The 25,134-nt window shown below is 72.7% G+C and carries 26 protein-coding genes; 22 read left to right on the top strand and 4 right to left on the bottom strand.

Annotated elements, in window-relative coordinates; all coding sequences use genetic code 11:
• Positions 1–183: 183 nt before the first annotated feature.
• The gene (locus O7609_RS10265; protein WP_269734631.1) at positions 184–423 is read left to right on the top strand and encodes a DUF397 domain-containing protein; all 240 of its coding nucleotides are present in this window, start codon (positions 184–186) and stop codon (positions 421–423) included.
• A gap of 151 nt (positions 424–574) precedes the next feature.
• On the opposite strand, the gene O7609_RS10260 is transcribed toward O7609_RS10265, so the two are convergent.
• On the bottom strand, positions 575–1,081 hold the full coding sequence (locus O7609_RS10260; protein ID WP_269734630.1) for an ATP-binding protein: 507 nt from the start codon (positions 1,079–1,081) through the stop codon (positions 575–577).
• 289 nt (positions 1,082–1,370) lie between these two features.
• Here O7609_RS10260 and O7609_RS10255 point away from each other — a divergent pair, with 289 nt between their 5' ends.
• From O7609_RS10255 to O7609_RS10230, 6 genes are all read left to right on the top strand, one after another.
• A complete protein-coding gene (locus O7609_RS10255; protein WP_269737106.1) occupies positions 1,371–2,216 on the top strand; it encodes a helix-turn-helix domain-containing protein in 846 nt (281 codons plus the stop codon).
• 83 nt (positions 2,217–2,299) lie between these two features.
• Positions 2,300–3,757 carry an aldehyde dehydrogenase family protein gene (locus tag O7609_RS10250; RefSeq protein ID WP_269734629.1) on the top strand — a complete coding sequence of 486 codons (1,458 nt, stop codon included), beginning with the start codon at positions 2,300–2,302 and terminating at the stop codon, positions 3,755–3,757.
• 137 nt (positions 3,758–3,894) lie between these two features.
• Positions 3,895–4,461, top strand: a complete 567-nt coding sequence (locus O7609_RS10245) for a DinB family protein (protein WP_269734628.1) — start codon at positions 3,895–3,897, stop codon at positions 4,459–4,461.
• A 67-nt stretch (positions 4,462–4,528) separates the two neighbouring features.
• Complete coding sequence (locus O7609_RS10240) at positions 4,529–5,143, top strand: PadR family transcriptional regulator (RefSeq protein WP_269734627.1); 615 nt, start codon at positions 4,529–4,531, stop codon at positions 5,141–5,143.
• A 102-nt stretch (positions 5,144–5,245) separates the two neighbouring features.
• Positions 5,246–6,016 (top strand): MerR family transcriptional regulator, encoded by a 771-nt coding sequence (locus O7609_RS10235; RefSeq protein WP_269734626.1) that lies wholly within the window; start codon positions 5,246–5,248, stop codon positions 6,014–6,016.
• Positions 6,017–6,153: 137 nt separating this feature from the next.
• A complete protein-coding gene (locus O7609_RS10230; RefSeq protein WP_443072092.1) occupies positions 6,154–7,863 on the top strand; it encodes a threonine/serine ThrE exporter family protein in 1,710 nt (569 codons plus the stop codon).
• 84 nt (positions 7,864–7,947) lie between these two features.
• Here O7609_RS10230 and O7609_RS10225 read toward each other — a convergent pair whose 3' ends face one another.
• Positions 7,948–8,442: an inorganic diphosphatase gene (locus tag O7609_RS10225; RefSeq protein ID WP_269734625.1), complete on the bottom strand. Its 495-nt coding sequence runs from the start codon at positions 8,440–8,442 to the stop codon at positions 7,948–7,950.
• Between the two features lie 86 nt (positions 8,443–8,528).
• Between O7609_RS10225 and dacB the strand changes: the two genes are divergently transcribed.
• The 11 genes from dacB (at position 8,529) to O7609_RS10170 (ending at position 19,605) form a co-directional block, all read left to right on the top strand.
• Positions 8,529–10,064, top strand: a complete 1,536-nt coding sequence (gene dacB, locus O7609_RS10220; RefSeq protein WP_269734624.1) for a D-alanyl-D-alanine carboxypeptidase/D-alanyl-D-alanine endopeptidase — start codon at positions 8,529–8,531, stop codon at positions 10,062–10,064.
• A gap of 116 nt (positions 10,065–10,180) precedes the next feature.
• The gene (locus O7609_RS10215) at positions 10,181–11,293 is read left to right on the top strand and encodes a zinc-dependent metalloprotease (protein WP_269737104.1); all 1,113 of its coding nucleotides are present in this window, start codon (positions 10,181–10,183) and stop codon (positions 11,291–11,293) included.
• Positions 11,294–11,532: 239 nt separating this feature from the next.
• On the top strand, positions 11,533–12,648 hold the full coding sequence (gene tilS, locus O7609_RS10210) for a tRNA lysidine(34) synthetase TilS (RefSeq protein WP_269734623.1): 1,116 nt from the start codon (positions 11,533–11,535) through the stop codon (positions 12,646–12,648).
• A 97-nt stretch (positions 12,649–12,745) separates the two neighbouring features.
• A complete protein-coding gene (hpt, locus tag O7609_RS10205) occupies positions 12,746–13,285 on the top strand; it encodes a hypoxanthine phosphoribosyltransferase (RefSeq protein ID WP_269737103.1) in 540 nt (179 codons plus the stop codon).
• 168 nt (positions 13,286–13,453) lie between these two features.
• Complete coding sequence (gene ftsH / locus O7609_RS10200; RefSeq protein WP_269734622.1) at positions 13,454–15,499, top strand: ATP-dependent zinc metalloprotease FtsH; 2,046 nt, start codon at positions 13,454–13,456, stop codon at positions 15,497–15,499.
• Positions 15,500–15,653: 154 nt separating this feature from the next.
• Entirely contained in the window at positions 15,654–16,277 is a 624-nt protein-coding gene (gene folE, locus O7609_RS10195) for a GTP cyclohydrolase I FolE (RefSeq protein WP_219092175.1), read from the top strand.
• A 203-nt stretch (positions 16,278–16,480) separates the two neighbouring features.
• Entirely contained in the window at positions 16,481–17,353 is an 873-nt protein-coding gene (folP, locus tag O7609_RS10190) for a dihydropteroate synthase (RefSeq protein ID WP_269734621.1), read from the top strand.
• Positions 17,350–17,868 carry a nuclear transport factor 2 family protein gene (locus O7609_RS10185; RefSeq protein WP_269743444.1) on the top strand — a complete coding sequence of 173 codons (519 nt, stop codon included), beginning with the start codon at positions 17,350–17,352 and terminating at the stop codon, positions 17,866–17,868. The genes folP and O7609_RS10185 overlap by 4 nt, the downstream gene beginning before the upstream one ends.
• 290 nt (positions 17,869–18,158) lie before the next feature.
• The gene (gene folB, locus O7609_RS10180; protein ID WP_269734619.1) at positions 18,159–18,518 is read left to right on the top strand and encodes a dihydroneopterin aldolase; all 360 of its coding nucleotides are present in this window, start codon (positions 18,159–18,161) and stop codon (positions 18,516–18,518) included.
• Positions 18,515–19,111 (top strand): 2-amino-4-hydroxy-6-hydroxymethyldihydropteridine diphosphokinase, encoded by a 597-nt coding sequence (gene folK / locus O7609_RS10175; protein ID WP_269734618.1) that lies wholly within the window; start codon positions 18,515–18,517, stop codon positions 19,109–19,111. The genes folB and folK overlap by 4 nt, the downstream gene beginning before the upstream one ends.
• A gap of 2 nt (positions 19,112–19,113) precedes the next feature.
• Positions 19,114–19,605, top strand: a complete 492-nt coding sequence (locus O7609_RS10170; RefSeq protein ID WP_269734617.1) for a DUF3180 domain-containing protein — start codon at positions 19,114–19,116, stop codon at positions 19,603–19,605.
• Positions 19,606–19,638: 33 nt separating this feature from the next.
• Here O7609_RS10170 and O7609_RS10165 read toward each other — a convergent pair whose 3' ends face one another.
• Together O7609_RS10165 and O7609_RS10160 are read right to left on the bottom strand one after the other, a co-directional pair.
• Positions 19,639–20,136, bottom strand: coding sequence for a methylated-DNA--[protein]-cysteine S-methyltransferase (locus O7609_RS10165; protein WP_269734616.1), 498 nt, complete (start codon positions 20,134–20,136; stop codon positions 19,639–19,641).
• 68 nt (positions 20,137–20,204) lie between these two features.
• Entirely contained in the window at positions 20,205–21,503 is a 1,299-nt protein-coding gene (locus tag O7609_RS10160; protein ID WP_269734615.1) for an ABC transporter ATP-binding protein, read from the bottom strand.
• A 93-nt stretch (positions 21,504–21,596) separates the two neighbouring features.
• Here O7609_RS10160 and O7609_RS10155 point away from each other — a divergent pair, with 93 nt between their 5' ends.
• The 4 genes from O7609_RS10155 to O7609_RS10140 all read left to right on the top strand — a co-directional run bounded on the left by O7609_RS10155 (position 21,597) and on the right by O7609_RS10140 (position 24,921).
• On the top strand, positions 21,597–22,328 hold the full coding sequence (locus O7609_RS10155; RefSeq protein ID WP_269734614.1) for an ABC transporter permease: 732 nt from the start codon (positions 21,597–21,599) through the stop codon (positions 22,326–22,328).
• 1 nt (position 22,329) lies between these two features.
• Positions 22,330–23,079 carry an ABC transporter permease gene (locus tag O7609_RS10150; RefSeq protein ID WP_269734613.1) on the top strand — a complete coding sequence of 250 codons (750 nt, stop codon included), beginning with the start codon at positions 22,330–22,332 and terminating at the stop codon, positions 23,077–23,079.
• Positions 23,076–24,050, top strand: a complete 975-nt coding sequence (locus tag O7609_RS10145) for an ABC transporter substrate-binding protein (protein ID WP_443072091.1) — start codon at positions 23,076–23,078, stop codon at positions 24,048–24,050. Before O7609_RS10150 ends, O7609_RS10145 begins: the two co-directional genes overlap by 4 nt.
• A 142-nt stretch (positions 24,051–24,192) precedes the next feature.
• Positions 24,193–24,921, top strand: coding sequence for a hypothetical protein (locus tag O7609_RS10140; RefSeq protein WP_269734612.1), 729 nt, complete (start codon positions 24,193–24,195; stop codon positions 24,919–24,921).
• The last annotated feature ends 213 nt before the right edge of the window (positions 24,922–25,134 follow it).

The following is a 25,134-nucleotide window of genomic DNA, read 5'->3' as shown; positions in this document are numbered from 1 at the left end:
GTGTCCGCCCGCACGTCCGGGCGTGTGCCGGAGGAGAGTGTGCCCACCTCGTATATCAGCCGGTAGCCGGGCCGCAACCCACTGTCGTGCACGTGCATCCGCACATGCATGTGCAATTGAACGACGTTATGATCCGGGGTAGTTGACCGCAGAACCGGCATTGACCGACCCGGGAGAGTCCTCATGCAGCAGGCGTACAACGGCATGGCCGCAGCGGACCTTCTGGGGGTCACCTGGCAGAAGAGCCAGCACAGCAATTCCCAGGGTACGTGTGTGGAGTTCGCCAAACTCCCCAGCGGCGACATCGCCGTGCGCAACTCCCGTTTTCCGGACAGCCCGGCGCTCGTCTACACCCCGGCCGAGGTCGAGGCCATGCTCCTGGGTGTCAAGGACGGCGAGTTCGACCACCTGATAGTGGACTGACGGGCCCGCGCCCCGGGAAAGGCGCGGGAGAACCGCGCGACCGGTCACGACGTGGCCGGTCGCGCAGACATGCGGACGGGGGCGGCCCGTCGCCCGGTGCCGGGATCCGCTGTGGCCGGCCCCGCGGGATTCGCGGTGCCGGCCACAGCGGCTACGCGGGAACCTCGACGCGGAAGAGCGCCCAGACGACCTTGCCCGGCAGCGTGCCGTGCAGGGGCTGCCAGCCCCAGCTGTCGCTGAAGGCGTCGACCAGGAACAGCCCGCGCCCGGACTCCGCCGTGCTCTCGTCGAACCCGGACGCGTCCGGGTTGCCGGAGACGGGAGCCTCCCGGCTCGGGTCGCGCACCGCGCAGACCAGCCGGGAGGCCCAGCGCATGAGGTGCAGCCGCACCGGCGGGTCCAGCGGCGGGGCGTCCGTGTGGGCCAGGCCGTGCCGCAGGGCGTTGGTCACCAGCTCCGAGACGGCGAGGGTGACGTTCTCGCAGGCGTCGTCGAGCTCCCACCCGGCGAGGGTGGTACGGGTGAACTCACGCGCCGTGCGCACCGCTTCGAAGTGCGGTGGAAGGCCGCAGGAGGCCGATCCGGACAGTGTCCCCGGGTCGAGTGGGGGAAGACTTCGCCATAACGGGTCAAGAACCGTCGTTCCTTCAGTCCCCATGAACGAGGTCCCCCTGACTGTGACGGCGATTGCGTCCCCGGATGGCGGCGGGAACCCAAATCTGTTGGAACTTAGTGCACTTGGGCTCCTCCCATGGTTCCCAATGCTTGCGGCGGATGCAAGGGCAGATGCACGTGCACGAGGAACTTTCGATTCTGTGTAACCAGTTGGGCACGCAACGGAGCCCAAAGATGGCAGACTGGCTCCTGGGTCGGGGAGCTTGTCTGATCAAATAAGGAGTGTTCCGGTGGCAAGCGTCACAAATGGGACGGGTGGGTCGAGTGGCTCGATGGTGCGCCGCATACTGCTCGGCTCGCAGCTGCGGCGCCTGCGCGAGGCCCGGGGCGTCACCAGGGAGGACGCCGGGTATTCCATCCGCGCTTCCGAGTCCAAGATCAGCCGGATGGAGTTGGGTCGGGTGAGCTTCAAGGCGCGGGACGTCGCGGACCTGCTAACGCTCTACGGCGTGACGGACGAGGCGGAGCGCGAGCCCCTGCTGAACCTGGCGAAGGCGTCCAGCGTCGCCGGCTGGTGGCACAGCTACAGCGACGTCCTGCCGTCCTGGTTCCAGACCTACGTCGGGCTGGAGGGCGCCGCATCCCAGATCGACACCTACGAGGTGCAGTTCGTCCACGGCCTCCTGCAGACGGAGGAGTACGCCCACGCCGTCGTGGCCAGCGGGCACAGGTCCATGCGGCTGTCGAAGGAGGAGATCGAGCGCCGCGTCGCCCTGCGCGTGGAGCGCCAGAAGATCCTCTTTCAGGACGACGCGACCGAGCTGCGGTGCGTCCTGGACGACGCCGCGCTGCGCCGGCCCTTCGGCAGCGCCGCCGTCATGGACAAGCAGCTCCAGCACCTCATCGACCTCTCCGAGCGCCCCAACATCCACCTCCAGGTCGTCCCCTTCGACCTGGGCGGGCACCCCGCCGAGTCCGGCGCCTTCACGGTGCTGCGCTTCCCCGAGCCCGAGATCCCCGACCTCGTCTACCTGGAGCAGCTCACCGGCTCCCTCTACCTCGACAAGCCCGAGGAGGTCGCGGCTTACGGCGGTGTCCTGGACCGACTGATCCAGGACGGCAGCCTCTCACCCGCGGAAACCCGCGACCATCTGCACAAGATCCGTCAACTCGCTTGATCCGCACGTACGATGACGTGAGATCAGAGGCTTTCCCCCCTCCGCATGTCCTCAGCATGTAAGGAACCTCACGAAGGAACGACATGCCCTACTTCACGGACCTGGCGCAGCAGTACATCGACGGTGAATGGCGGTCCGGGAGCGGTTCCTGGGACGTCATCGACCTCGACCCCTACAACGGTGACAAGCTCTGCTCGATCACCGTGGCCACCGTCGCGGAGATCGATCAGGCCTACCGCGCCGCCGAGCGTCACCAGCCGGGCTGGACCGCCGTCAACCCCTACACGCGGCGGCTCGTCTTCGAGCGGGCGATACGCGTCATCGAGGACCGTGAGGAAGAGATAACGGAGGCCATCATCGCCGAGCTGGGGGGCACCCGGCTCAAGGCGGCCTTCGAGCTGCACCTCACCAAGGAGGCCCTGCGGGGAGCCGTCGCTCTCGCGCTCCGGGCCGACGGGCGTATCCTCGCCTCCCCCGTGGACGGCAAGGAGAACCGCCTCTACCGCGAGCCCGTCGGCGTCGTCGGCGTCATCGCACCCTTCAACTTCCCGCTCTTCCTCGCGATGAAGTCCGTCGCCCCAGCGCTGGCGCTGGGCAACGGCGTCGTCCTGAAGCCACACGAGGACGCGCCCATCACCGGCGGCACCCTCCTGGCGAAGATCTTCGAGGAAGCCGGGCTGCCCGGCGGCGTGCTCAACGTCGTCGTCACCGACCTCGCCGAGGTCGACGACGCGTTCCTTGAGCACCCCGTCCCGCGCGTCATCTCCTTCACGGGTTCGGACCGCGTCGGCCGGCACGTGGCCACCGTGGCCGCCGCCCACCTCAAGCACGTCATCCTGGAGCTGGGCGGCAACAGCGCCTTCCTCGTCCTGGACGACGCCGACGTCGACTACGCCGTCGACGCCGCCGTCTTCAGCCGGTACGTCCACCAGGGCCAGGTCTGCATGGCCGCCAACCGCATCATCGTGGACCGCTCGGTCGCTGCGGAGTTCACCGAGAAGTTCACCGCCAAGGTGCGCACGCTCACCGTCGGCGACCCGAGCGAGCCGGAGACCGTCGTCGGCCCGCTGATCAACGCCAGCCACGCCGACCGGCTCGCCGCGCTGGTCGAGCAGGCCGTCGAGGCCGGCGCCACCGCCCTCGTGCGCGGCCGGGTCGAGGGCAACCTCTTCCACCCCACCGTCCTCACCGACGTCCCGGCCGACTCCCCGGTGCTGACCGAGGAGATGTTCGGGCCGGTGGCCGTGATCATCACGGTGGACGGCGAGGACGAGGCCGTCCGCGTCGCGAACGACTCCCGCTACGGGCTGAGCGGCGCCGTGCACACGGCGGACCTCGAACGCGGCGTGCGCGTCGCGCGGCGCGTCCACACCGGCATGATCCACGTGAACGACGGCACGGTGGCCGACGAGCCCGTCGTCCCGTTCGGCGGGGAGAAGAGCTCCGGTCTCGGCCGGCTCAACGGGGACCACTTCGTGCAGGCGTTCACCGTGGAGAAGTGGGTCGGCGTCCAGCACGGCCGCAGCGACTTCCCGTTCTAGGGCATACGCCCCCGGCGCCCCGCTGCGGCGCCGGGGGCGTTGTCAGTGACGCCCCGTAGGCTTCTGGGAGTTGAAGGGCCGTGCCCCTCGCGGTGGGCTCGGCCGCTGGCCCGTGAACCCCGCGGAAGGTGAACGCCATGCCCACTCCTGTCGCTCCCGAGGCCCACGGTGACGAGCGCGGCGCCCTCCTCGCCTACCTCGACGCCCAGCGCGGCGGCATCCGCCGCTCGGTGCTCGGGCTCACCGAGGAGCAGGCGTGGTCGGCGCCGTCGGCGAGCGCCTGTTCGACGGCCGGTCTCATCAAGCACGTCGCCCTGACCGAGCAGGGCTGGCTGCGGACGATGACGGGCCGGCCGCAGGACTTCGCCGACCCGGCGGTGCAGGCGAGCTGGGCCCGGAGTTTCGACCGGGAGGAGGGCGACACCGTCGAGGCGGTGCTGGCCCGGTACGAGGAGATCGCGGCGGCGACGGAGAAGGCGGCCCGGGAGGTGCCCTCGCTCGACGACACCTTCCACCTGCCCGACGCCCCCTGGGCGGCCGGCGGGCCGCGTTCGTGGCGCTGGGCCCTGCTGCACCTCGTCGAGGAGGTCGCCCGGCACGCCGGGCACGCCGACGTGATCCGGGAGACGATCGACGGCAAGGGCGCGTTCGAGCTGGTGGCGGAGGCCGCGGCACGGGGCGCGACGGAGCCGTCCCCTGAGTAGTCAAAGTTGACGCTGGGGCCTAGGCTGGGCGGCGTCACGACAGTCGGGGAACAGGCCGGGAGGGAACGTGTCCGCCATCCGGCTCCTCGTGCTGGGCGCCGTCCGCCAGCACGGCCGCGCCCACGGGTACATGGTCCGCAACGACCTGGAGTTCTGGGGCGCCGACCGCTGGTCGAACGCCAAGCCCGGCTCGATCTACCACGCGCTCAAACAGCTCGCCAAACAGGGCCTGCTGCGGGCGCACGACACCGCCCCCAGCACGGCGGGCGGCCCCCCGCGCACCGAGTACGAGCTGACGCCCGAGGGGGACGCGGAGTACCTGCGGATGCTACGGCACGCCCTGACCGCCGTCGACGAGAAGCCCGACCTGCTCACCTCCGGCGTCGGCTTCCTCGTGGACCTGCCCCGGGCGGAGGCCGTCGCCCTGCTGAAGCAGCGGGTCGAGGCCCTGGACACATGGCGCGAGGAGGTCGACGCGCACTGGACGCCCCCGGGGGACACCCCCGGCGAGCAGGGCCACATCGGCGAGATCATGGGGCTGTGGGTGCACACGGCGGCGGCCGGAGCCGAATGGACCCGGGGCCTGGTCGCCCGGCTGGAGGCGGGGGCCTACACGATGGCCGGTGAGGGCGAACGCGAGGTCACCGTCCTCCCCGAGGGCACCGCCAACCCCTTCGCCTGACCCCCTCCGGCGCTCGGCTCCTCCGCCCGGCCCATCGGCTTGCACCTCACGTCACGTGAGGCGGCAGCGTGGACGTCGACACACCGAGCAAGGGAGGCGGACGTGAGCTACTCCGTCGGTCAGGTCGCCGGGTTCGCGGGCGTCACCGTGCGCACGCTGCACCACTACGACGAGATCGGCCTGCTCGTGCCCGGCGAACGGAACGTCGCCGGGCACCGCAGGTACAGCGACGCGGATCTCGACCGGCTGCAGCAGATCCTCTTCTACCGGGGGCTGGGCTTCCCGCTGGAGGAGGTCGCCGTACTGCTGGACGACCCGGACGCCGACCCGAACGAGCATCTGCGGCGCCAGTACGCGCTGCTGACCGATCGGGCGGAGCAGCTCCGGAAGATGGCCGCCGCCGTCCAGCACGCCATGGAGGCACGGAAGATGGGCATCAACCTCACCCCCGAGGAGAAGTTCGAGGTCTTCGGGGACTTCGACCCGGAGCGGTACGCGGAGGAGGCCGAGCGCCGCTGGGGCGGCAGCGACGCCTGGGCCGAGTCCCAGCGCCGGGCCGCGAGCATGACCAAGGAGGAGTGGAAGGCCGCGATGGCCGAGTTCGACGCGATCCACCGCCGCATCGCCGGGCGGATGGCCGAGGACGGTGACCCCCGCACGGCGGAGGCGATGGAGCTGGCCGAGGAGCACCGGCGGTTCCTGTGCCGCACGAGCTACGACTGCACGTTCGAGATCCACACCGGGCTGGGGGAGATGTACGTCGCCGACCCCCGCTTCACCGCGTACCTGGAGCGGTTCCGGCCCGGCATGGCGGCCTATCTTCGCGACGCCATCGTGGCCAACGCGGCCCGGCACGGGTATCCGGCCGCCTGACGCCGCGTCGGACCGCCGCCGGGCGGTCGCCGCCCACCGGTTCACCCGGCCCGGCGGGCGGGGCCCCGGGGACCGCGCGGGCCGACTGTGCCATCCTGCTGGGGGAGGACCGGAAGGAGCAGAGGAGACACAGGGACGTGGCCGCGGATTCCCGGAGGCACGAGCACGCCGGGCACCCCGGCGACGGCGAGGAGCCCGAGGGCTCCGGAGGCCGGCCGGACGAGGTGCACAGCGCTTTCACCCCGCCGCTCGGCGTCCCGCTGCCCCCGGTGCCGCCCGAGAGCGAGCACCCCACCTCCGAGTTCGCCCTCCCCGAGGGGTTCCGCCCGCCCGCCGAGGAGCCGTCCGGCAGCGCCTTCAGCGAGCCCGGCGAGTTGCGGCCCTCCGACGTCGGCCAGTTCACCCCGGCGTCCGGGATTCCCGTGCCCGGCATCGCGGCCCGGCGGAACGCGCCCTGGCAGGACCGGATGCGCAGCATGGTGCGGCTCCCGCTCGCCGAGCGTCCGGCGCCGCCCGAGCGCCGGCCCCGGGGCGAGGAGGAAGCGCCGGTTCCGGTGCCGCGCGTGCTCGACCTGACGCTGCGTATCGGGGAGCTGCTGCTCGCGGGCGGTGAGGGCGCCGAGGACGTGGAGGCCGCGATGTTCGGCATCTCCCACGCCTACGGGCTCGACCGCTGCGAGCCCACCGTCACCTTCACGCTGATCTCCGTCACCCACCAGCCCTCGCTCGTGGACGACCCGGTGACGCTCAGCCGCACCGTGCGCCGCCGCGGGACGGACTACACACGACTGGGCGCCGTCTACCGGCTGGTCGCCGACATCACCTCGGAGACGGACCACCTGTCCCTGGAGGATTCCTACCGGCGGCTCGCCGACATCCGCCGCAACCGGCACCCCTATTCCAAGAACGCCCTCACCCTGGCCAGCGGGGTGCTGGCCGGGGCGGCGGCGACGCTGGTGGGCGGCGGCGCGACGGTGTTCGTCCTCGCGGCGATCGGCGCGATGCTCGGCGACCGGCTCGCCTGGTTCGCCTCCGGCCGGGGGCTGCCGGAGTTCTACCAGTTCGTGGCCGCCGCCATGCCCCCGGCGGCGATGGGCGTCGCGGTGGTCCTGATCCACCACCCGCTGCTCGACGACGTCCGGGAAGGGGCGGTCGTCACCGGCGGCCTCTTCGCGCTGATCCCCGGACGGGCGCTGGTGGCGGCCGTGCACGACGGGCTGACGGGCTTCTACATCACCGCCTCGGCCCGTCTGCTCGAAGTGGTGTACCTCGTCGTCGGCATCGTCTGCGGCGTGCTGACCATCCTGTACATCGGCGACCAGCTCGGGGGCAACTTCCCGCCGGTCGACGTGTTCCGCGTCGAACGGCCCGCGACGCAGCTCATGGCGGCCGTCCTGCTCGCGCTGGCGTTCACCGTGCTGCTCCAGCAGGAACGCTCGACGATCGTGTGGGCCACGGTCAACGGGGGCGTGGCCTGGCTCGTCTACGGGACCCTCGCGGACACCGCCGACTTCGACCCCGTCTTCGCCACCGTCGTCGCGGCCGGGCTGGTGGGCCTGTTCGGGCAGCTGATGTCCCGCTACCAGTGGGAGTCCGCGCTGCCCTACGTGACGGCGGCCATCGGGCCGCTGCTGCCGGGCAGCGTCACCTACTACGGACTGCTCGACATCGCGCAGGGCAACCTCAACGGCGGCCTCACGAACCTGTCGACGGCCGTGGCGCTCGCGCTCGCCATCGCCATCGGGGTGAACCTCGGCGGTGAGCTCGCACGGCTGTTCATCAGCTCGCCGGGTGTCGAGACGCCGCTTCCGGGCCGGCGCGCCGCCAAGCGCACCCGCGGCTTCTGAGCCGCGCGGGGCGCCTGCGCGGACGCGACGACGGGCGCACCCCGGCCCGGGGTGCGCCCGTCGTCGTACGAGCCGTGGGCGGCCTCAGTGGGCGCCGCCGCTGGCCTCCAGCCGCTTGACGGAGGCCTCGACCTCGGCCTCGGCCTCGGTGCGACCGACCCAGTTGGCGCCCTCGACGGACTTGCCGGGCTCCAGGTCCTTGTAGACCTCGAAGAAGTGCTGGATCTCCAGCCGGTCGAACTCCGAGACGTGGTGGATGTCGCGCAGGTGCTCCATCCGCGGGTCGGAGGCGGGGACGCACAGCAGCTTGTCGTCGCCGCCGGCCTCGTCCGTCATCCGGAACATGCCGATCGCGCGGCACTTGATGATGCAGCCCGGGAACGTCGGCTCGTCCAGCAGCACGAGGGCGTCCAGCGGGTCACCGTCCTCGCCGAGGGTGCCGTCGACGAACCCGTAGTCGGCCGGGTAGACGGTCGAAGTGAACAGGTGGCGGTCCAGGCGGATGCGCCCGGTCTCGTGGTCCACCTCGTACTTGTTCCGCGAACCCTTCGGGATCTCGATGGTGACGTCGAACTCCACTGGGAGGCTCCTCCGTGATCAACACATTCTCTGGTGATTAAGTGTCCCCCACGCAGATGTGTGCTCGCGAAAGGGGCTGGTCCGAGGTGCGCGATGCGGCCGGGGACGGGTCGACCAACACGTTCCGTGACACGGTCCGGCGGGCCGGAGCGCGCTGGAGCGGACACGTCCGACAGCGCTGGCGGACGCTTCCCCCGCAGCGACGGACACTCGGGCTGACGGCGGGTTCGGCCGCCGTCGGCCTCGCGGTGTCCCTCGGCGCGGTGGCCGCGGCGGGCCCCTGGGACCACGGTCAGCGTACGGCCGAACGCACCCGGGCGGCCGCGCTGGAGTCGGACAGTGGCGGGAGCCACACCGACGACGCCCGGCCCGGCTCCGCCGCCGGGCCCGAGCCCGGGGAGGCGCCGGAGCCAGCCCCGAGCGCCCCGCCCGTGCTGCGCCCGGCCGACGCCTCCGGCGAGGCCCCCACCCGGGGCGGGCTCGCACAGGCCCTGCGGGCCGGGCTGAAGGACGAGGCCCTGGGCCGGACGGTCGGGGTCGCCGTCGTGGACGTGGCCACCGGGCGGGTGCTCTACGAGTCGGGCGGGGACAAGGCGCTCGTTCCCGCCTCCACCATCAAGCTGGCCACCGCGACCGCCGCGCTGACCGCCCTCGGCCCCGAGCACCGGCTGGAGACGCGTACCGTCTGGGACCCCGGCTCGCGCCGGGTCCTCCTCGTCGGCGGCGGCGACCCGACGCTGACCGAGGACCGGCTCGCCGCCCTCGCCCAGGGCACGGCCGAGGCGCTGCGGGAGCAGGGGCTGCACCCGAAGGCGCTCGGGTACGACGTCTCGCGGTTCAGCGGCGACCTGCGGCACCCCATCGGCGTCAATCCCAACCTCGCCCCGCTGAGCCCGCTCATGCTGAACGCGGCCCGGACGGACGGTTCGCGGCGGGGCCCGGCGCCGCGCGAGGCCGACCCGGCCGCCGCGGTGGCCGACCGCTTCGCCGAACTGCTCGACGAGCACGGGGTCTCCGCCGGACGGACGGAGCGGGCCCGCGCGCCGAAGGACGCCCGGCGGCTCGCCGCCACCCGCTCGGCCCCGCTCGCCGGGCTGGTGGAGCGCATGCTCACCGACAGCGACAACGACCTCGCGGAGGCGCTGGCCCGGCACACCGCCCTCGCCACCGGGGAGCCCGCCGACTTCGACGGCGCCCGGGCGGCGGCCCAGGAGGTCCTGCGCGGCCTCGGCCTGCCCGTCGGGCACGCCCGCTTCGCGGACGGCAGCGGCCTCAGCCGGGACAGCCGGGTCTCGGCGACGCTTCTGGCCTCCCTCCTGGCCACCGCCGCCCACGCCGACCACCCGGAGCTGCGCCCCGTCCTCACCGGGATGCCCGTGGCGGGCTTCACGGGCACCCTGGGCGGCCGGTACGGGACGGAGGCGACGGAGGACGCGGCCGGCGTCGTGCGTGCGAAGACGGGCACGCTCACCGGGGTGAACGCCCTGGCCGGGACCGTGGTGGACGCCGACGGGCGGCTGCTGGCGTTCGCCTTCCTCACCAACGGCACCGAGAGCCGCGGCGCCGCGCACGCCGCCCTCGACCGTCTGGCCACCGCCCTCGCGGGCTGCGGCTGCCGGTGACCGGCGGCGTCCCGGATCGGACTGTGCCGGTCACCGCCGACGCCGTACGGTGAAACCATGACGAGTCCCGGCCCCCGGACGGTGGAGAGCCTGTGAACCCGCTGAGCCCCGACAGCATGGTCGACTGGAACCTCGCGACCGCGACCGCCACCCGCCTGGTCCGCCAGGGGCCGGAGGTGAGCCGGGACGAGGCGCGCGCCGTCGTCGCCGAGCTGCGCCGGCACGCGAAGGCCTCCGAGGAGCACGTGCGGTCCTTCACCGGCCTGGAGCCGCGGGGGCCGCAGGCCGACACCCCGGTCCTCGTCGTGGACCGCCCCGGCTGGATCCGGGCCAACGTCGCGGGCTTCCGCGAGCTGCTCGTCCCGCTGCTGAAGAAGATGCACGAGCGGCGGGCCAAGGCGCCCGGCGGCATGGTCCTGGGCGCGGTGGGCGGGAAGGTCGCCGGCGTCGAGGTCGGCATGCTGCTGTCCTTCATGGCCTCCAAGGTGCTCGGCCAGTACGAGACGTTCGCGCCGCCGACGGCCGAGCTGCCGGGCGCGCCCGGCGGGGGCGGGGGACGGCTGCTGCTGGTGGCCCCGAACATCGTCCACGTCGAACGCGAGCTGGACGTCCCGCCGCACGACTTCCGGCTGTGGGTGAGCCTCCACGAGGAGACGCACCGCACCCAGTTCACCGCCGTGCCGTGGCTGCGCGAGCACCTGGAAGGCGAGATCCACGCCTTCATGGCCGAGACCGACGTCGACCCCTCGACGCTGCTGGAACGGCTGCGCGAGGTGGGCCAGGCGTTCGCCGGGAGCCGGGACGAGGAGGAGGGCGCGGGCCGGGGCGGCGGACGCAGCATCGTCGACCTGGTGCAGACCCCGGCCCAGCGGGAGGTCCTGGACCGGCTGACGGCCGTCATGTCGCTGCTGGAGGGCCACGCCGACTACGTCATGGACGGGGTCGGGCCCGCCGTCGTGCCGGCCGTCGGGGAGATCCGGGAGAAGTTCCAGAAGCGCCGCCAGGCCGGGGCCGGGCGGCTCGACCTCGTGCTCCGACGGCTGCTGGGTCTGGACGCCAAGCTGCGCCAGTACCGGGACGGCGCCCGCTTCGTGCGGACGGTGGTGAACCAGGTGGGCATGGACGGACTCAACAAGGTGTGGACGTCGCCGAACACGCTGCCGACGAAGTCCGAGATCGCCGAGCCGGCGGACTGGATCGCCCGGGTGCACCGCTCGGCCGACGCCTGAACAGCGAGAACGCCGCCCCGGGCGGCGGACGGACGGCACACGGGCGGCGCCCGTAGGCCGGGTCGGCCGGGAAATCACCCGTCCGAGGGACCGTGACCGAGTGTGGCCGCGTGCGATGCTCGGAGCCTCGGCCCGCTTCTGTCACCATCGTCGCACCCAGCGTGACAAGCGGACGTCTCCGACGCTCGACAGCACCTCGCTGTCCCGCCGCTCCACGAGCCTTGAGGAAGTGAACGGACATGGGTCCTCACCCCGCGGTCGCCGCGATACGCCTGGCGGTCCGCCGCGCCCTGAACGACGTGCTCGCCGACTCGGCCGCACGCCCCGCCCCCGACCAGGACGGCGCCGCCGCCGTTCCCGGTTCCCCGTCCCTCCGGGCCGACGGGCCCGCCCCCCTCGTCCTGGTGGCCTGCTCGGGCGGGGCCGACTCCATGGCCCTGGCCTCCGCCCTCGCCTTCGAGGCACCCCGGCTCGGCCTGCGCGCCGGGGCCGTGACCGTCGACCACGGGCTGCAGGACGGCTCCGCCGCCCGCGCCCGTGAGGTGGCCGACCGCCTGGCCGCTCTCGGGCTCGCTCCCGTCGAGTCGGTGGCGGTCGCCGTCGGCCGCGGCCCGGGCCCGGAGGCCGCCGCCCGCGACGCCCGCTACGCCGCCCTGGACGCCGCCGCCGTGCGCACCGGGGCTGCCGCGGTCCTGCTCGGCCACACCCGGGACGACCAGGCCGAGACGGTTCTGCTCGGCCTCGCCCGCGGCTCCGGCACCCGCTCCCTGTCCGGGATGGCCGCCGTCTCCGGCTCGCTGACCGGGGAGCCCGGGGCCGAGCGCCGCTACCGCCGCCCGTTCCTCGCGGTCGACCGGCAGACGACCCGCAAGGCGTGCCTCGTCCAGTCCCTGCCCGTGTGGGACGACCCGCACAACGCCGACCCGGCCTTCACCCGCTCCCGGGTGCGGCACGAGGCCATGCCCACCCTGGAGAAGGCGCTCGGCAAGGGCGTCACCGAGGCGCTGGCGCGCACCGCCCAGCTCTCCCGCGACGACGCCGACGCGCTGGACGCCTGGGCCGCCGAGGCGGAGAGCCGGGCGCGGATCAGCCCGCCGGGCACGACGCGACAGCGGCAGACCGTGGTGCTGGACGTCACACGCCTGGCCGCGCTGCCACCGGCGGTGCGCCGCCGGGTCCTGCGCCGGGCCGCCATCGAGGCCGGCGCGCCCGCCGGTTCCCTGTTCGCCCGGCACGTCGAGGAGACGGACCGGCTCATCACCGGCTGGCGCGGTCAGCGGGCCCTCAATCTGCCCGGCCGGGTCGAGGCGCTGCGGCAGGGTGGCACACTGGTCATTCGGCGAAGCGACAGCTGAGCCGAGCGGTTTCCCCCGGCCGGGCCGGGAGATTCCCGACGGCGGCCGTGTGACTGGCGAACGACGAGGCGAGAGCAGCAGGGTGGACGACAAGGACATGGGCGCCGACCTCAAGTCGGTGCTCATCACCAAGGAAGAGATCGACGCGAAGCTGGCGGAGCTGGCCGAGAAGATCGACGCGGAGTACGCGGGCAAGGACCTGCTGATCGTCGGGGTGCTCAAGGGTGCCGTCATGGTCATGGCGGACCTGGCACGGGCGCTGTCGAGCCCGCTCACGATGGACTGGATGGCGGTGTCGTCCTACGGGGCCGGCACCCAGTCCTCCGGCGTGGTGCGCATCCTCAAGGACCTGGACACCGACATCCAGGACAAGCACGTGCTCATCGTCGAGGACATCATCGACTCCGGGCTGACGCTCTCCTGGCTGCTGTCGAACCTCGGCTCGCGCGGGCCCGCCTCGCTCAACGTGTGCACGCTGCTGCGCAAGCCGGACGCGGCCAAGGTGTCGATCGACGTCAAGTGGGTCGGATTCGACATCCCGAACGAGTTCGTCGTCGGCTACGGGCTCGACTACGCCGAGAAGTACCGCAACCTGCCGTTCGTCGGCACGCTGGCTCCGCACGTCTACGGCGGCTGAGCCTCCGGGCCGCGGGAACACGCGGGCCGCCGTCTCCGTTGGGAGAGGTGAGGGCGGCTCTCTTTACCACGCCCGCGAGCGGCGGGGGACAATGCTGGGGTACCGTCCGAAGGTCGGTCTTTACAACTCACGATGGCAGGAGGGACGGGGCGTCACCGCCTCGTATGGATGGACGTGAAGCGATACTTCCGTGGGCCGGTCATGTGGATCGTGCTGGCCGTCCTCGCTGTGGTCGTGTTTATGCAGTTCGTCGGCTCGTCCGAGGGCTACAAGACTGTCGACACCGGCCAGGTCGTCAATGCGATCCGCGAGAACCAGGTGGACTCTGCCAAGCTCTCGACGGGCGACGAGCAGACTGTCGAGCTCGACCTCAAGGACGGGGTCGAGATCGAGGACAGCAACAAGATCAAGGCCAGCTACATCGACGAGCAGGGCTATGAGCTCGCTCAGGTGCTGCAGGCCAAGCTCCAGGACGACCAGCTTCCGGAGGGGTACACCGTCACCCCGAAGGAGCAGAGCCCGTTCGTCGGCATGCTCTTCTCCTTCCTGCCGTTCCTGCTGATCATCGTGATCTTCCTGTTCCTGATGAACCAGATGCAGGGCGGCGGCTCCCGGGTCATGAACTTCGGGAAGTCGAAGGCCAAGCTGATCACCAAGGACACGCCGAAGACCACGTTCTCGGACGTCGCCGGTTCGGACGAGGCCGTCGAGGAGCTCCAGGAGATCAAGGAGTTCCTCCAGGAGCCGGCCAAGTTCCAGGCCGTCGGCGCCAAGATCCCCAAGGGCGTGCTGCTCTACGGCCCGCCCGGTACCGGTAAGACGCTGCTGGCCCGCGCCGTCGCGGGCGAGGCGGGCGTGCCGTTCTACTCGATCTCCGGCTCGGACTTCGTCGAGATGTTCGTCGGTGTCGGCGCGAGCCGCGTCCGCGACCTGTTCGAGCAGGCCAAGGCCAACGCCCCGGCCATCGTCTTCGTCGACGAGATCGACGCCGTCGGCCGCCACCGCGGCGCCGGCATGGGCGGCGGCCACGACGAGCGCGAGCAGACGCTGAACCAGCTCCTCGTCGAGATGGACGGCTTCGACGTCAAGGGCGGCGTCATCCTCATCGCCGCCACCAACCGCCCCGACATCCTGGACCCGGCGCTGCTGCGTCCCGGCCGTTTCGACCGGCAGATCGCGGTCGACCGCCCGGACATGCAGGGCCGCCTGGAGATCCTCAAGGTTCACCAGAAGGGCAAGCCGGTCACCCAGGACGTCGACCTGGGGGCCGTCGCCCGCCGTACGCCGGGCTTCACCGGTGCGGACCTGAACAACGTGCTGAACGAGGCCGCGCTGCTCGCGGCCCGCTCGAACGCCAAGCTGATCGACAACAAGTTCCTGGACGAGGCGATCGACCGCGTCGTGGCCGGGCCGCAGAAGCGCACCCGGATCATGAGCGACAAGGAGAAGAAGATCACCGCGTACCACGAGGGCGGACACGCCCTGGTCGCGGCGGCCTCGCCCAACTCCGACCCGGTGCACAAGATCACGATCCTGTCCCGGGGCCGCGCGCTCGGCTACACCATGGTCCTGCCCGACGAGGACAAGTACTCCACCACGCGCAACGAGATGCTCGACCAGCTCGCCTACATGCTCGGCGGCCGGGCCGCCGAGGAGCTGGTCTTCCACGACCCGACGACCGGCGCCGCCAACGACATCGAGAAGGCGACGGCGACGGCCCGGGCGATGGTCACCAAGTACGGGATGACGGAACGTCTCGGCGCGATCAAGTTCGGCTCCGACCAGTCCGAGCCCTTCCTCGGCAAGGAGATGGCCCACCAGCGGGACTACTCCGAGGAAGTCGCCGGGCTGGTGGACGAAGAGGTCAAGAAGCTGATCGAGACCGCGCACAACGAGGCGTGGGAGATCCTCGTCGAGAACCGCGACATCCTCGACAACCTCGTCCTGGAGCTGCTGGAGAAGGAGACGCTGGGCAAGGAGGAGATCGCCGAGATCTTCAAGCACGTCGTCCGGCGCCCGGCCCGCCCGGCGTGGACGGGGTCGACGCGCAGGACGCCGTCGAGCCGTCCGCCGGTATCCACGCCGAAGGAGCTCGCCGTCGCGGGCTCCGGCACCCCGTCGCTGGAGAAGGGCAAGGAGATCGGCCCGGTGGACGCCCCCGCGGACTCCCCGGCCGACGCCTCCGTCGACGTCGAGCGGCGCGGCGAGAGCTGACCTGTGAGGGGCGTCATGCCCCGGAATGCCGTCCGCGCCCCCTGGGTTCTACCCTGTGGGGCGCGGACGCTTTCGTACGCTGTTCGAACGCGAGGTCCGCGATGATGTGGGCGCGGGCCGCAGGCACGCGCACAGGCAAGGAACGAGGCAACCCATGATCGACCCGGTGAGTCTGGCAGGCGAGGGCGCGGTCGGCGAGTTCGACGCCATCGGAGAATTCGACGAGAAGCGTGCCGAGAACGCCATCCGCGAGTTGCTCATCGCGGTCGGAGAGGACCCGGACCGCGAGGGCCTGCGGGAGACCCCCGCCCGGGTCGCGCGGGCCTACCAGGAGATATTCGCCGGGCTGCGGCAGCGCCCGGAGGACGTCCTGACCACGACGTTCGACCTGGGCCACGACGAGATGGTGCTGGTCAAGGACATCGAGGTGCTCAGCTCCTGCGAGCACCACCTCGTGCCCTTCGTCGGCTTCGCCCACGTCGGTTACATCCCGTCGACCAGCGGCAAGATCACCGGCCTGTCCAAGCTCGCCCGGCTGGTGGACGTCTTCGCCCGCCGCCCGCAGGTGCAGGAGCGGCTCACGACGCAGATCGCCGACTCGCTCATGCGCATCCTGGAGCCGCGCGGCGTCATCGTCGTCATCGAGTGCGAGCACATGTGCATGACGATGCGGGGCGTGCGGAAGCCGGGTGCCAAGACGCTGACCTCCGCCGTCCGCGGCCAGCTCCGCGACGCCGCCACCCGCTCCGAAGCCATGAGCCTCATCATGGCGCGCTGACTTCTTGTGCTCGGTTCGCCGCCGGGCGCTTTGGTGCGGTGTCGACAGTCGTCGACTCCCCCGGCTAACGCCGGGAGGTGCCCCCAGAGCCGGAGTCGGGGTTGCCCAAGGCCGGAGGCGGGCGTGCCCAGGCGGGGCGGGCTTGCGCTGGAGACCGGAGGCGGGCCGGGAAGTGAGGCCCGGGTGGGGCCTACTCTGGACGCATGAGCGCCACCCATCGTCCCTTGCGAACCGTTGACGGCCTTCCGGAGTGGGGGCGCTGCGGGGTGATGGGGGTGATCAACGTCACGCCCGACTCCTTCTCGGACGGCGGCCGCTGGTTCGACACCACCGCGGCGGTCAAACACGGCCTCGATCTGGTGGCCGAGGGCGCCGACCTGGTGGACGTCGGCGGTGAGTCGACGCGCCCCGGCGCCCTGCGGGTGGACGAGGAGGAGGAGCTGCGGCGCGTCCTCCCGGTCGTCCGCGGGCTGGCCGGCGAGGGCGTCCTCGTCAGCGTCGACACCATGCGCGCGTCCGTGGCCGAGCGGGCCGTCGCCGCGGGGGCGCGGCTCGTCAACGACGTCAGCGGCGGTCGGGCCGACCCGGACATGGTGCCGGTGGTCGCGGAAGCCGAGGTCCCGTTCGTGGTCATGCACTGGCGGGGGCAGTCCGTCGACATGAACGACCGCGCCGTCTACGGGGACGTCGTCCGCGAGGTGACCGACGAGCTGCGGTCCGCCCTGGACCAGGCGGTCGCGGGCGGTATCGCGATCGAGCGCGTCGTGGTCGACCCCGGGCTGGGCTTCGCGAAGAACGCCGAGCACGACCTCGCGCTGGTCGCCGCGCTGCGAGAGCTCGACGCCGAGCTGGGGCGCCCCCTGCTGGTGGCGGCCTCCCGCAAACGTTTCCTGGGCCGCGTGCTGGCAGGGGAGCCCGGCTCTGCCCCGCCGCCCGCCCGGGAGCGGGACGCGGCCACGGCGGCCGTCTCCGCGCTGGCGGCGCGGGACGGCGCCTGGGCCGTGCGGGTGCACGAGGTGCGGGCCAGCGCCGACGCCGTCCGGGTCGCCCGGGCCGTCGCGGAGGCCGCTCGATGACCTCGGGCGGCTCCGGCGACGACACCGAGGCCGCCGCCGCGGCGGTCGAGGCGGCGAACCGGGCGCTGTACGACGCGCTGGAGCAGGGGGACTACGAGGCCCTGGCCGCGCTCTGGCTGGACGGCGACGTGAGCGTCGTCCACCCCGGCTGGCCGGTGCTGCGCGGGCGCGGCGAGGTGCTGCGGTCGTATGCGCTGATCATGGCCAACACGGAGTACATCCAGTTCTTCCTGACCGACGTGGAGGTCTCCGTCGTCGGGGACGCGGCGCTGGTGACGTGTACGGAGAACATCCTCAGCGGGGGCCCCTCCGAGGCCGACGGCTCGGCGGGGGAGCTGATCGGCGGGCTGGTGGTGGCCACCAACGTCTTCCGTCGCGACGTCGACGGCGTCTGGCGGGTCTGGTCCCACCACGGCTCGCCCGTCATCGCCGAGGACACCGACGAGCCGGACGACGCTGCGGCCGCCGATCCGGACGGCGACGCCGGCGAGGGTTCGACGGGCCCGGAGGGCTGAGCGCCGCGGGGAGCGCGTCCGCCCGTCACCCACAGGAGTGCCGTCGGGGGGAATACCGGCGTCGGGTCCGCGCCTTGTGGGTAGGCGCGCCTCGGGCCGCTCCGCCGCCGTCCGTGTCATCCGTCACCCCGTCCGGCGCGGTCGGGCCCCGCGCGCACGGGCTGTCGGTGTGCGCGGGTAGATTCGATGCGGCGCCGGTGCGGCCGGGACGGCTGTGCCGAAAGGACAGAACCGGATGAAGTGACACAGAACGGTGGCGTGACACGCATGACGATTGGGGTGATGCACGCGTGGATCGCGTAGCCGTACGCGGGCTGAGGGCACGGGGGTATCACGGGGTCTTCGCGCACGAACGTGCCGAGGGCCAGCTCTTCGTCGTCGACGTGGACATGGGGGTGGACACCCGCGCCGCCGCCGCGGGGGACGAGCTGGGCAAGACGGTGCACTACGGCGTGGTCGCCGAGGAGGTTCACGCCGTCGTCACGGGGGAGCCGGTGGACCTCATCGAGACACTGGCCCAGCGGATCGCCGATCAGTGCCTCACTCACGAGGCGGTACACGAGGTGGAGGTGGTCGTCCACAAGCCGGAGGCCCCGATCACCGTGCCCTTTGACGACGTGACCATCACCATCAAGCGGAGCCGATCATGACGCCGAACAGTGACCCGACCGTGCAGCCGGTACCGGCTTCCGTGGTGCGCCAGGTGGACGCCGCCGATTCCACGCTGCACAACCCGAAACGCGCCGTCCTCGCCCTCGGGAGCAACCTCGGCAACCGGCTGGAGACCCTGCAGGGTGCCGTCGACGCGCTGGAGGAGACCCCGGGCCTCCGCGTCAAGGCCGTCTCCCCGGTCTACGAGACCCAGCCCTGGGGTGTGGACCCGGAGTCCCAGCCGCCGTACTTCAACGCCGTCGTCCTGGTGAAGACGACACTGCCGCCGTCCTCCCTGCTGGAGCGCGGCCAGGCGATCGAGGAGGCGTTCCAGCGGGAACGCTCCGAGCGCTGGGGCCCGCGCACGATCGACGTGGACATCGTGTCCTACCAGGACACCGTCTCCGGCGACCCGGGGCTGACGCTGCCGCATCCGCGCGCGCACGAGCGGGCCTTCGTCCTCGTGCCGTGGCACGACGTGGACCCGGAGGCCGAGGTCCCCGGCGTGGGCACCGTGGCGGATCTGCTGCGCGGAGTCCCGCGGGAGGGCGTCACGCTGCGCTCCGACCTCACGCTGGCCCTGCCCGAGTAGTCATGGTCAAACAGCTCCGCCTGCGCACCCTGGTCGGCGTCTTCGTCCTGACCGGCGTCCTCGCCTGGGCCGGGTCCGGCCTGTGGGACAACCTCGGCACGCTGCCCGCCGTTCCGGCGCCGGCGCCCATCGTGCTGGCCGGTATCGCGGCGATCCTCCTGGCCACGACGCTGTCGCTGCGTGGCCGGCTGAAGGGCCAGCGGGAGCGCCGGGCCGACGTCAAGGCGGTGGAGCCGATGATGGCCGCCCGCGCCGTGCTGTTCGGCCAGGCGAGCGCGCTGGTCGGCGCCTTGGTCGCGGGGGTCTACGGGGGGATGGGCGTCCACCTGCTGACCTCGGACCTGTTCCAGGTCGGCGCCCGCCGCGAGCAGGCCCTCTACGCCGGGCTCTCCGTCGTGGCGGCCGCCGCGATCGTCGCCGTCGCTCTGTGGCTGCAGCACGTGTGCCGCCTCCCGGAGGACGAGGACCCGGCCTCTCCCGCCCCCACGTCCTGAACCGCCCGGGCCCCGGTCGGGCGGGGCCGGTGGTCAGGTGGCGGCGGTACGGCGTTCGAAGTCGAGCAGGTGGAGCTTGCGGTCCAGGCCGCCGCCGTAGCCGGTGAGGCTGCCCGAGGCCCCGACGACGCGGTGGCAGGGCACGATGATGCCGACGGGGTTGCGGCCGTTGGCCATGCCGACGGCCCGGGAGGCGGTGGGGCGGCCGATGTGCTCGGCCAGCTCGCCGTAGGAGACGGTCTCGCCGTACGGGATCTCGCACAGCGCTGCCCACACGGTGCGCTGGAACGGGGTGCCCTCCAGGGCCAGCGGCAGGGAGAACGCCGTCCGCTCGCCCGCGAAGTACTCGCCGAGCTGGGCGGTGACGTCCGCGAAACCCTCCGGTTCCGGCACACCGAAGCTCGCCTCGGGCGGCCGGTGGCGCTGGTCCGTCATGTAGAGGCCGCGCAGCACGCCGTCCTCGGCCACGAGGGTGAGGGGCCCGAGAGGAGAGTCCAGCACGGTGTGGGTGCGGTTCGCGTAGGTGTTCACACCACCAGTCTGCGTCGGCCCGCGACCCCGGACCGGCGGATTTCGGACGCCGTCGTGGGCGGTCGGGCTCAGCGGTGGACGCTCTCCAGCGTGACGGCGTCGCGGGGCACGTCGGCGTTCTCGGGGGAGTCCGTCGCGACGGACCGCCGCAGCGCCTCGTGCAGCCGGGCCGGGGTGAGCACTCCGGCGAACCGGTCCCCGTCCAGCACGGCGATCCAGCCCGCGTCGTACTGCAGCATCGTGGCGAAGGCCTGCTTGAGTGAGGCGCCCAGCGGCAGCCAGGCGTCCATGCGGCGCGCCCGGGACCGTACCGCCCCGCTGTCCGCCGCCCCGCTGTCCGCCGCCCCGCTGTCCGCCGCCCCGCTGTCCGCCGCCCCGCTGTCCGCCGCCCCGCTGTCCGCCGCCGCGCCGTCCGCCGTCGCTCCGTCCGGCCCCGTGCCGTCCGCCGTCGCGCCGGGTTCGGCGAGCGCCTCGGCCGCGACCCAGCCGTGCAGGGCGCCGGCGTCGTCCAGGACGACGGCCCAGCGCGCGCCCTCGGCCCGCAGCCGCGCGGTGGCCCGGTCGAGCCGGTCGCCGAGGCGGACGACGGGCGGCTGCTCCAGGTCCCCGGGCTCGATGGGGGTCACCGAGAGCCGCTTCAGCCCGCGGTCCGCCCCGACGAACTCGGCCACGTACGGCGTCGCGGGGGCGCCCAGCAGGCGGGCGGGGCTGTCGAGCTGCTCGATCCGGCCGTGCCCGTAGACGGCGATGCGGTCGCCCAGGCGGACGGCCTCCTCGATGTCGTGGGTGACGAAGAGGACCGTCTTGCGCACCTCGGACTGGAGGCGCAGGAACTCGGTCTGGAGATGCTCGCGGACCACCGGGTCCACGGCCCCGAAGGGCTCGTCCATGAGCAGTACCGGAGGATCGGCGGCCAGGGCGCGGGCGACGCCGACGCGCTGCCGCTGACCCCCGGAGAGCTGCTCGGGGTACCGGCCGCCGTGGACGGCCGGGTCGAGGCCGACGAGGTCGAGCAGCTCCGCCGCGCGGCGCCGGGCGGCCGACCGGGAGGCGCCGAGGAGCACGGGCACCGTCGCGGTGTTGTCCAGCACCGTCTTGTGCGGGAAGAGGCCGACCTGCTGGATGACGTAGCCGATGCGCCGCCGCAGCTTCACGGGGTCGGTCGCGGCGACGTCCTCGCCGTCGAGCAGGATGCGGCCGGAGGTGGGCTCGATGAGACGGTTGACCATCTTCATGGTCGTCGTCTTGCCGCACCCCGACGGGCCGACGAGGGTTACCAGCTCGCCCTCGGCCACCTCGAACGACAGCTCGTCCACGGCGACCGTGCCGTCCGGATACCGCTTGGTCACCCGTTCGAATCGGATCATGGCCACCCTTCCGTCGGGGCGGCCATTGTGCCACCCGTTACGGTCACCGCTTCCCACCCTTCTGTCACTCGTGCGGGTTAGGGTCTCGGGGTGATGACGACCGGGACGGAGAGCTGTCTGGCCGCCAACGACTGGTTCTGTGCTGAGTATGTACGCACCCGGAGCCAGGAGTTGACCGATGCGACGGTGCAGCACGTCTGGATCACCCTCGCCGCCGTCGGTATCGCGCTGCTCGTCGCGTTCCCGCTCGCGCTCGTCGCGCGTCGCTGGCGGGCCGCCGCCGGGCCCGTCCTCGGCCTGACGACGGTCCTCTACACCATCCCGTCCCTGGCCATGTTCGCCCTGCTGCTCCCGCTGCTCGGGCTCTCCGCCGCCGTCGTCGTCACCGGTCTGGTGCTGTACGCGCTCACCCTCCTCGTCCGGAACATCCTCACCGGGCTGTCCTCCGTGCCCGAGGAGACCCGCGAGGCGGCACGCGGCATGGGGTACGGGCCGGTCCGGCTGCTCTTCGCCGTCGAACTGCCGCTGGCCCTGCCCGGGGTGCTCGCCGGGGTGCGGATCGCCACCGTCTCGACCGTGTCCCTGACGACGGTCGGCGCGATCGTCGGCTACGGCGGCCTGGGCAACCTCGTCTACAGCGGCATGCAGAGCTTCTTCAAGGCCGAGGTCGCGACGGCCTCCGCGCTGTGCGTGGCCCTGGCCGTCCTCCTCGACGTGCTCCTCCTCGGCGTCCAGCGGCTGCTGACGCCCTGGCAGCGCGCCGGCTGTGAGCGCCGGCCCCGTCGTCCGGTCCGCTGGGCCCGGCGAGCCGAGCGGGTGGTGTGACATGGCCGCGGGGAACATCGTGACCGACACCTGGGCGTGGCTGGCCGACGGCGCCAACTGGAGCGGCCCCGGCGGGGTGTGGGAGCGGCTCGGCGAGCACCTCTTCCTCACCGTGGCGTGCCTCGCGCTCGCCTGCGCCATCGCCCTGCCCCTCGCGCTGTGGCTCGGCCACATCGGGCGCGGCGGCGCCCTGGCCGTCAACATCTCCAACTTCGGCCGGGCCGTGCCCACCTTCGCGGTGCTGGTCCTGCTCGGCCTCACCCCGCTGGGGCGGCACGGGGACTGGCCCACCGTCATCGCCCTCGTGCTGTTCGCCGTCCCGCCGCTGCTCACCAACGCCTACGTCGGCATGCGGGAGGCCGACCGGGGCGTGGTCGAGGCGGCCCGCGGCATGGGCATGTCGGGGCCGCAGCTGCTGTGGCGCACCGAACTCCCCCTCGCCTACCCACTCGTCATGACGGGCGTCCGCTCGGCCGCCGTCCAGGTCGTGGCGACGGCGACGCTGGCAGCCCTGCCCGGCGGCGGCGGCCTCGGCCGCGTCATCACCGCGGGCTTCCGCACCTACGACACCCCGCAGGTCGTGGCCGGGGCGCTCCTCGTCGCGGCCCTCGCGCTGGCCGTGGAGGGCGTGCTCGTCCTCGCCGACCGGCTCCTCGACCCGATGCGCGGCCGCCGCCGGGCCCTCCGGGCGGCCCCCGCGTCGCCCCCGACACAGTCAGCCACCGATCCGACCGAAGGAGCAGCACTGTGAGATTCACCCGTACCGGACGAGGTGCCGCGCGCGGCACCGCCGTCCTCGTGGCGGCCGTCCTCGCCGCCGGGCTGACGGCCTGTGGCGGCGAGAGCCTGGAGGAGGAGGGCGGTACGGCCGGCGAGCAGGAGAAGGGCAGCCTGGTCGTCGGCTCCGCGGGCTTCACCGAGTCCGAGATCATGGCCCGGATGTACGCCCAGCTCCTCGCGGAGGCCGGCTACGACACCCGGGTCCAGCAGGTCGCCAACCGCGAGCTGTACGAACCCTCCCTGGAGAAGGGGGACATCGACGTCGTCCCCGAGTACGCGGCGACCCTGGCGGAGTTCCTGAACGCCAAGGTCAACGGCGCCGAGAAGGCCACCGCGAAGCCGGTCGCGAGCAACGACGTCGACGCGACGATGGCGGCGCTGGAGAAGCTCGCCGGGCAGCGCGGCCTCGCCGTCCTCGAAGCCGGCGACGCGGTCGACCAGAACGCCTTCGCGGTGAGCGCGGACTTCGCCGACGAGCACGGTCTGACGACGCTCACCGACCTCGGCGAGAAGGGCCTCGCGGTCAAGCTCGCCGCCGGCGACGAGTGCCCCGAACGTCCCTTCTGCCAGCCGGGGCTGGAGAAGACGTACGGCATCGAGATCGCCGCCCTCGACCCCAAGGGCGTCGGGACGGTGCAGGCCAAGCAGTCGGTCGCCGACGGCACCAACGACATGGTGCTCACCACGACCACCGACGCCACGCTGGAGCAGTTCGGCCTCGTCCTGCTGGAGGACGACAAGGGGCTGCAGAACGCCGACAACGTCGTGCCCGTCGTCAACGCGGAGGACGCCGGCGCCCAGGACATCGCCGACGTGCTCAACGCCCTGACCGCGGTGCTCACCACCGAGGACCTCACCGAACTCAACCGTCAGGTCGACGCCGAGCGCCGCAAGCCCGCCGACGTCGCCCGCGACTACCTCACGTCCAAGGGTCTGCTGTAGGGATCGTGGGGCGGACGGGCGCCGGGAACCCGGCGCCCCCGCGCCAAAGCGACAAAGGGGGCGTGCGCGGTCGGATAACCCCCTGGGAACGATTCGCCACGCGCCCTCCCGGACGAAGGCCACGCAGGGTAAATTCCGGGCCATGCCACGAGGACGTCACCGGCACGCCCCACCCCTGCACCGGATGCTCGCCCCGGCCGCCCTCGCCGCTACCGCGCTGACCTGCGCGGGCGGTGCCTGGGTCGCCGGTGACGGGCTGCTGCCGCGCGCCCTCGCCACGGGGGCGGCCGCCACCGCCCTCGTCGGCGTCGGGCTGCTGCGCCGCTGGGACCGCACGGCGGGTCGCCGCCTTGCCGAGGCCCAGGCGGCGCGGCGCAGCATGGAGTGGCAGGTCGAGGAGCGCTGCGCCGAACTCGAAGAGGACCTGGAGGAGTCCCGCCGGCTGCGCGCCGAGTCGGCGCGGGAACTGCGCGCCAAGCGGGCGGAGTTCGAACGGCTCCGCACCGAGCACGCCGCGCTCCTGCGCCGGTACGCCCACGCCGAGTCGGACCGCGCCACGGCGCTGGAGGGCCGCCGTCAACTGGCCATCACCGCGGCCGAACCGGCGAAGGCCCTGCCCCCGGGCCGCTCGGCCGCCCGGCTCGACCCGGCGGCCTTCCAGCGGGCCTTCGCCGTGCTGGAACGGATGGAGGCTCAGGCTGCCCTGGGCGCCCGGCTCCCGGACGCCGGCGGCGGCTTCGACTACTTCGCCGCGGGCTGCCCCGAGCCGGCTCCGCCGCGCCCGGCCGCCAACGTCATCGACCTGGCCGACCGCGGTGCCGAGGAGTCCCGCCCCGTCGAGTCGGGGCTGCGCCGCCGCCGCATCTCGTAGCGCGCGCCGGTCGGCCGCGCGGCCGACCGGCGCGCGCGGCCTCAGCCGACCACGCGGTAGGCGATCGTCCGCTTCGACTGCGGTGCGCGGGCGGGGGCTACCGGGCTGATGATCACCCGCATCGGTGGGCCGGTGGCCCCGCTCGCGGCCGACCCGCATCGCGGCGTCCCCTCCCGTTCGACATCGCGCAAGGAAGGTCGCGACCAGCGGCCG

This window comes from Streptomyces sp. WMMC1477 (genome assembly GCF_027460245.1).
In the GTDB taxonomy this organism is placed as follows: domain Bacteria; phylum Actinomycetota; class Actinomycetes; order Streptomycetales; family Streptomycetaceae; genus Streptomyces.
Note: the sequence above shows the minus strand (reverse complement) of the source record. Positions and strands in the feature narration are given on the sequence as shown.

Bases quoted from the DNA above. Each gene is read 5' to 3' on its own strand.
- O7609_RS10265 (WP_269734631.1), top strand. From the start codon at position 184: ATGCAGCAGGCGTACAACGGCATGGCCGCAGCGGACCTTCTGGGGGTC.
- O7609_RS10260 (WP_269734630.1), bottom strand. From the start codon at position 1,081: ATGGGGACTGAAGGAACGACGGTTCTTGACCCGTTATGGCGAAGTCTT.
- O7609_RS10255 (WP_269737106.1), top strand. From the start codon at position 1,371: ATGGTGCGCCGCATACTGCTCGGCTCGCAGCTGCGGCGCCTGCGCGAG.
- O7609_RS10250 (WP_269734629.1), top strand. From the start codon at position 2,300: ATGCCCTACTTCACGGACCTGGCGCAGCAGTACATCGACGGTGAATGG.
- O7609_RS10245 (WP_269734628.1), top strand. From the start codon at position 3,895: ATGCCCACTCCTGTCGCTCCCGAGGCCCACGGTGACGAGCGCGGCGCC.
- O7609_RS10215 (WP_269737104.1), top strand. From the start codon at position 10,181: ATGGTCGACTGGAACCTCGCGACCGCGACCGCCACCCGCCTGGTCCGC.
- tilS (WP_269734623.1), top strand. From the start codon at position 11,533: ATGGGTCCTCACCCCGCGGTCGCCGCGATACGCCTGGCGGTCCGCCGC.
- hpt (WP_269737103.1), top strand. From the start codon at position 12,746: ATGGGCGCCGACCTCAAGTCGGTGCTCATCACCAAGGAAGAGATCGAC.
- ftsH (WP_269734622.1), top strand. From the start codon at position 13,454: ATGGACGTGAAGCGATACTTCCGTGGGCCGGTCATGTGGATCGTGCTG.
- folE (WP_219092175.1), top strand. From the start codon at position 15,654: ATGATCGACCCGGTGAGTCTGGCAGGCGAGGGCGCGGTCGGCGAGTTC.
- folP (WP_269734621.1), top strand. From the start codon at position 16,481: ATGAGCGCCACCCATCGTCCCTTGCGAACCGTTGACGGCCTTCCGGAG.
- O7609_RS10185 (WP_269743444.1), top strand. From the start codon at position 17,350: ATGACCTCGGGCGGCTCCGGCGACGACACCGAGGCCGCCGCCGCGGCG.
- folK (WP_269734618.1), top strand. From the start codon at position 18,515: ATGACGCCGAACAGTGACCCGACCGTGCAGCCGGTACCGGCTTCCGTG.
- O7609_RS10170 (WP_269734617.1), top strand. From the start codon at position 19,114: ATGGTCAAACAGCTCCGCCTGCGCACCCTGGTCGGCGTCTTCGTCCTG.
- O7609_RS10160 (WP_269734615.1), bottom strand. From the start codon at position 21,503: ATGATCCGATTCGAACGGGTGACCAAGCGGTATCCGGACGGCACGGTC.
- O7609_RS10155 (WP_269734614.1), top strand. From the start codon at position 21,597: ATGACGACCGGGACGGAGAGCTGTCTGGCCGCCAACGACTGGTTCTGT.
- O7609_RS10150 (WP_269734613.1), top strand. From the start codon at position 22,330: ATGGCCGCGGGGAACATCGTGACCGACACCTGGGCGTGGCTGGCCGAC.
- O7609_RS10140 (WP_269734612.1), top strand. From the start codon at position 24,193: ATGCCACGAGGACGTCACCGGCACGCCCCACCCCTGCACCGGATGCTC.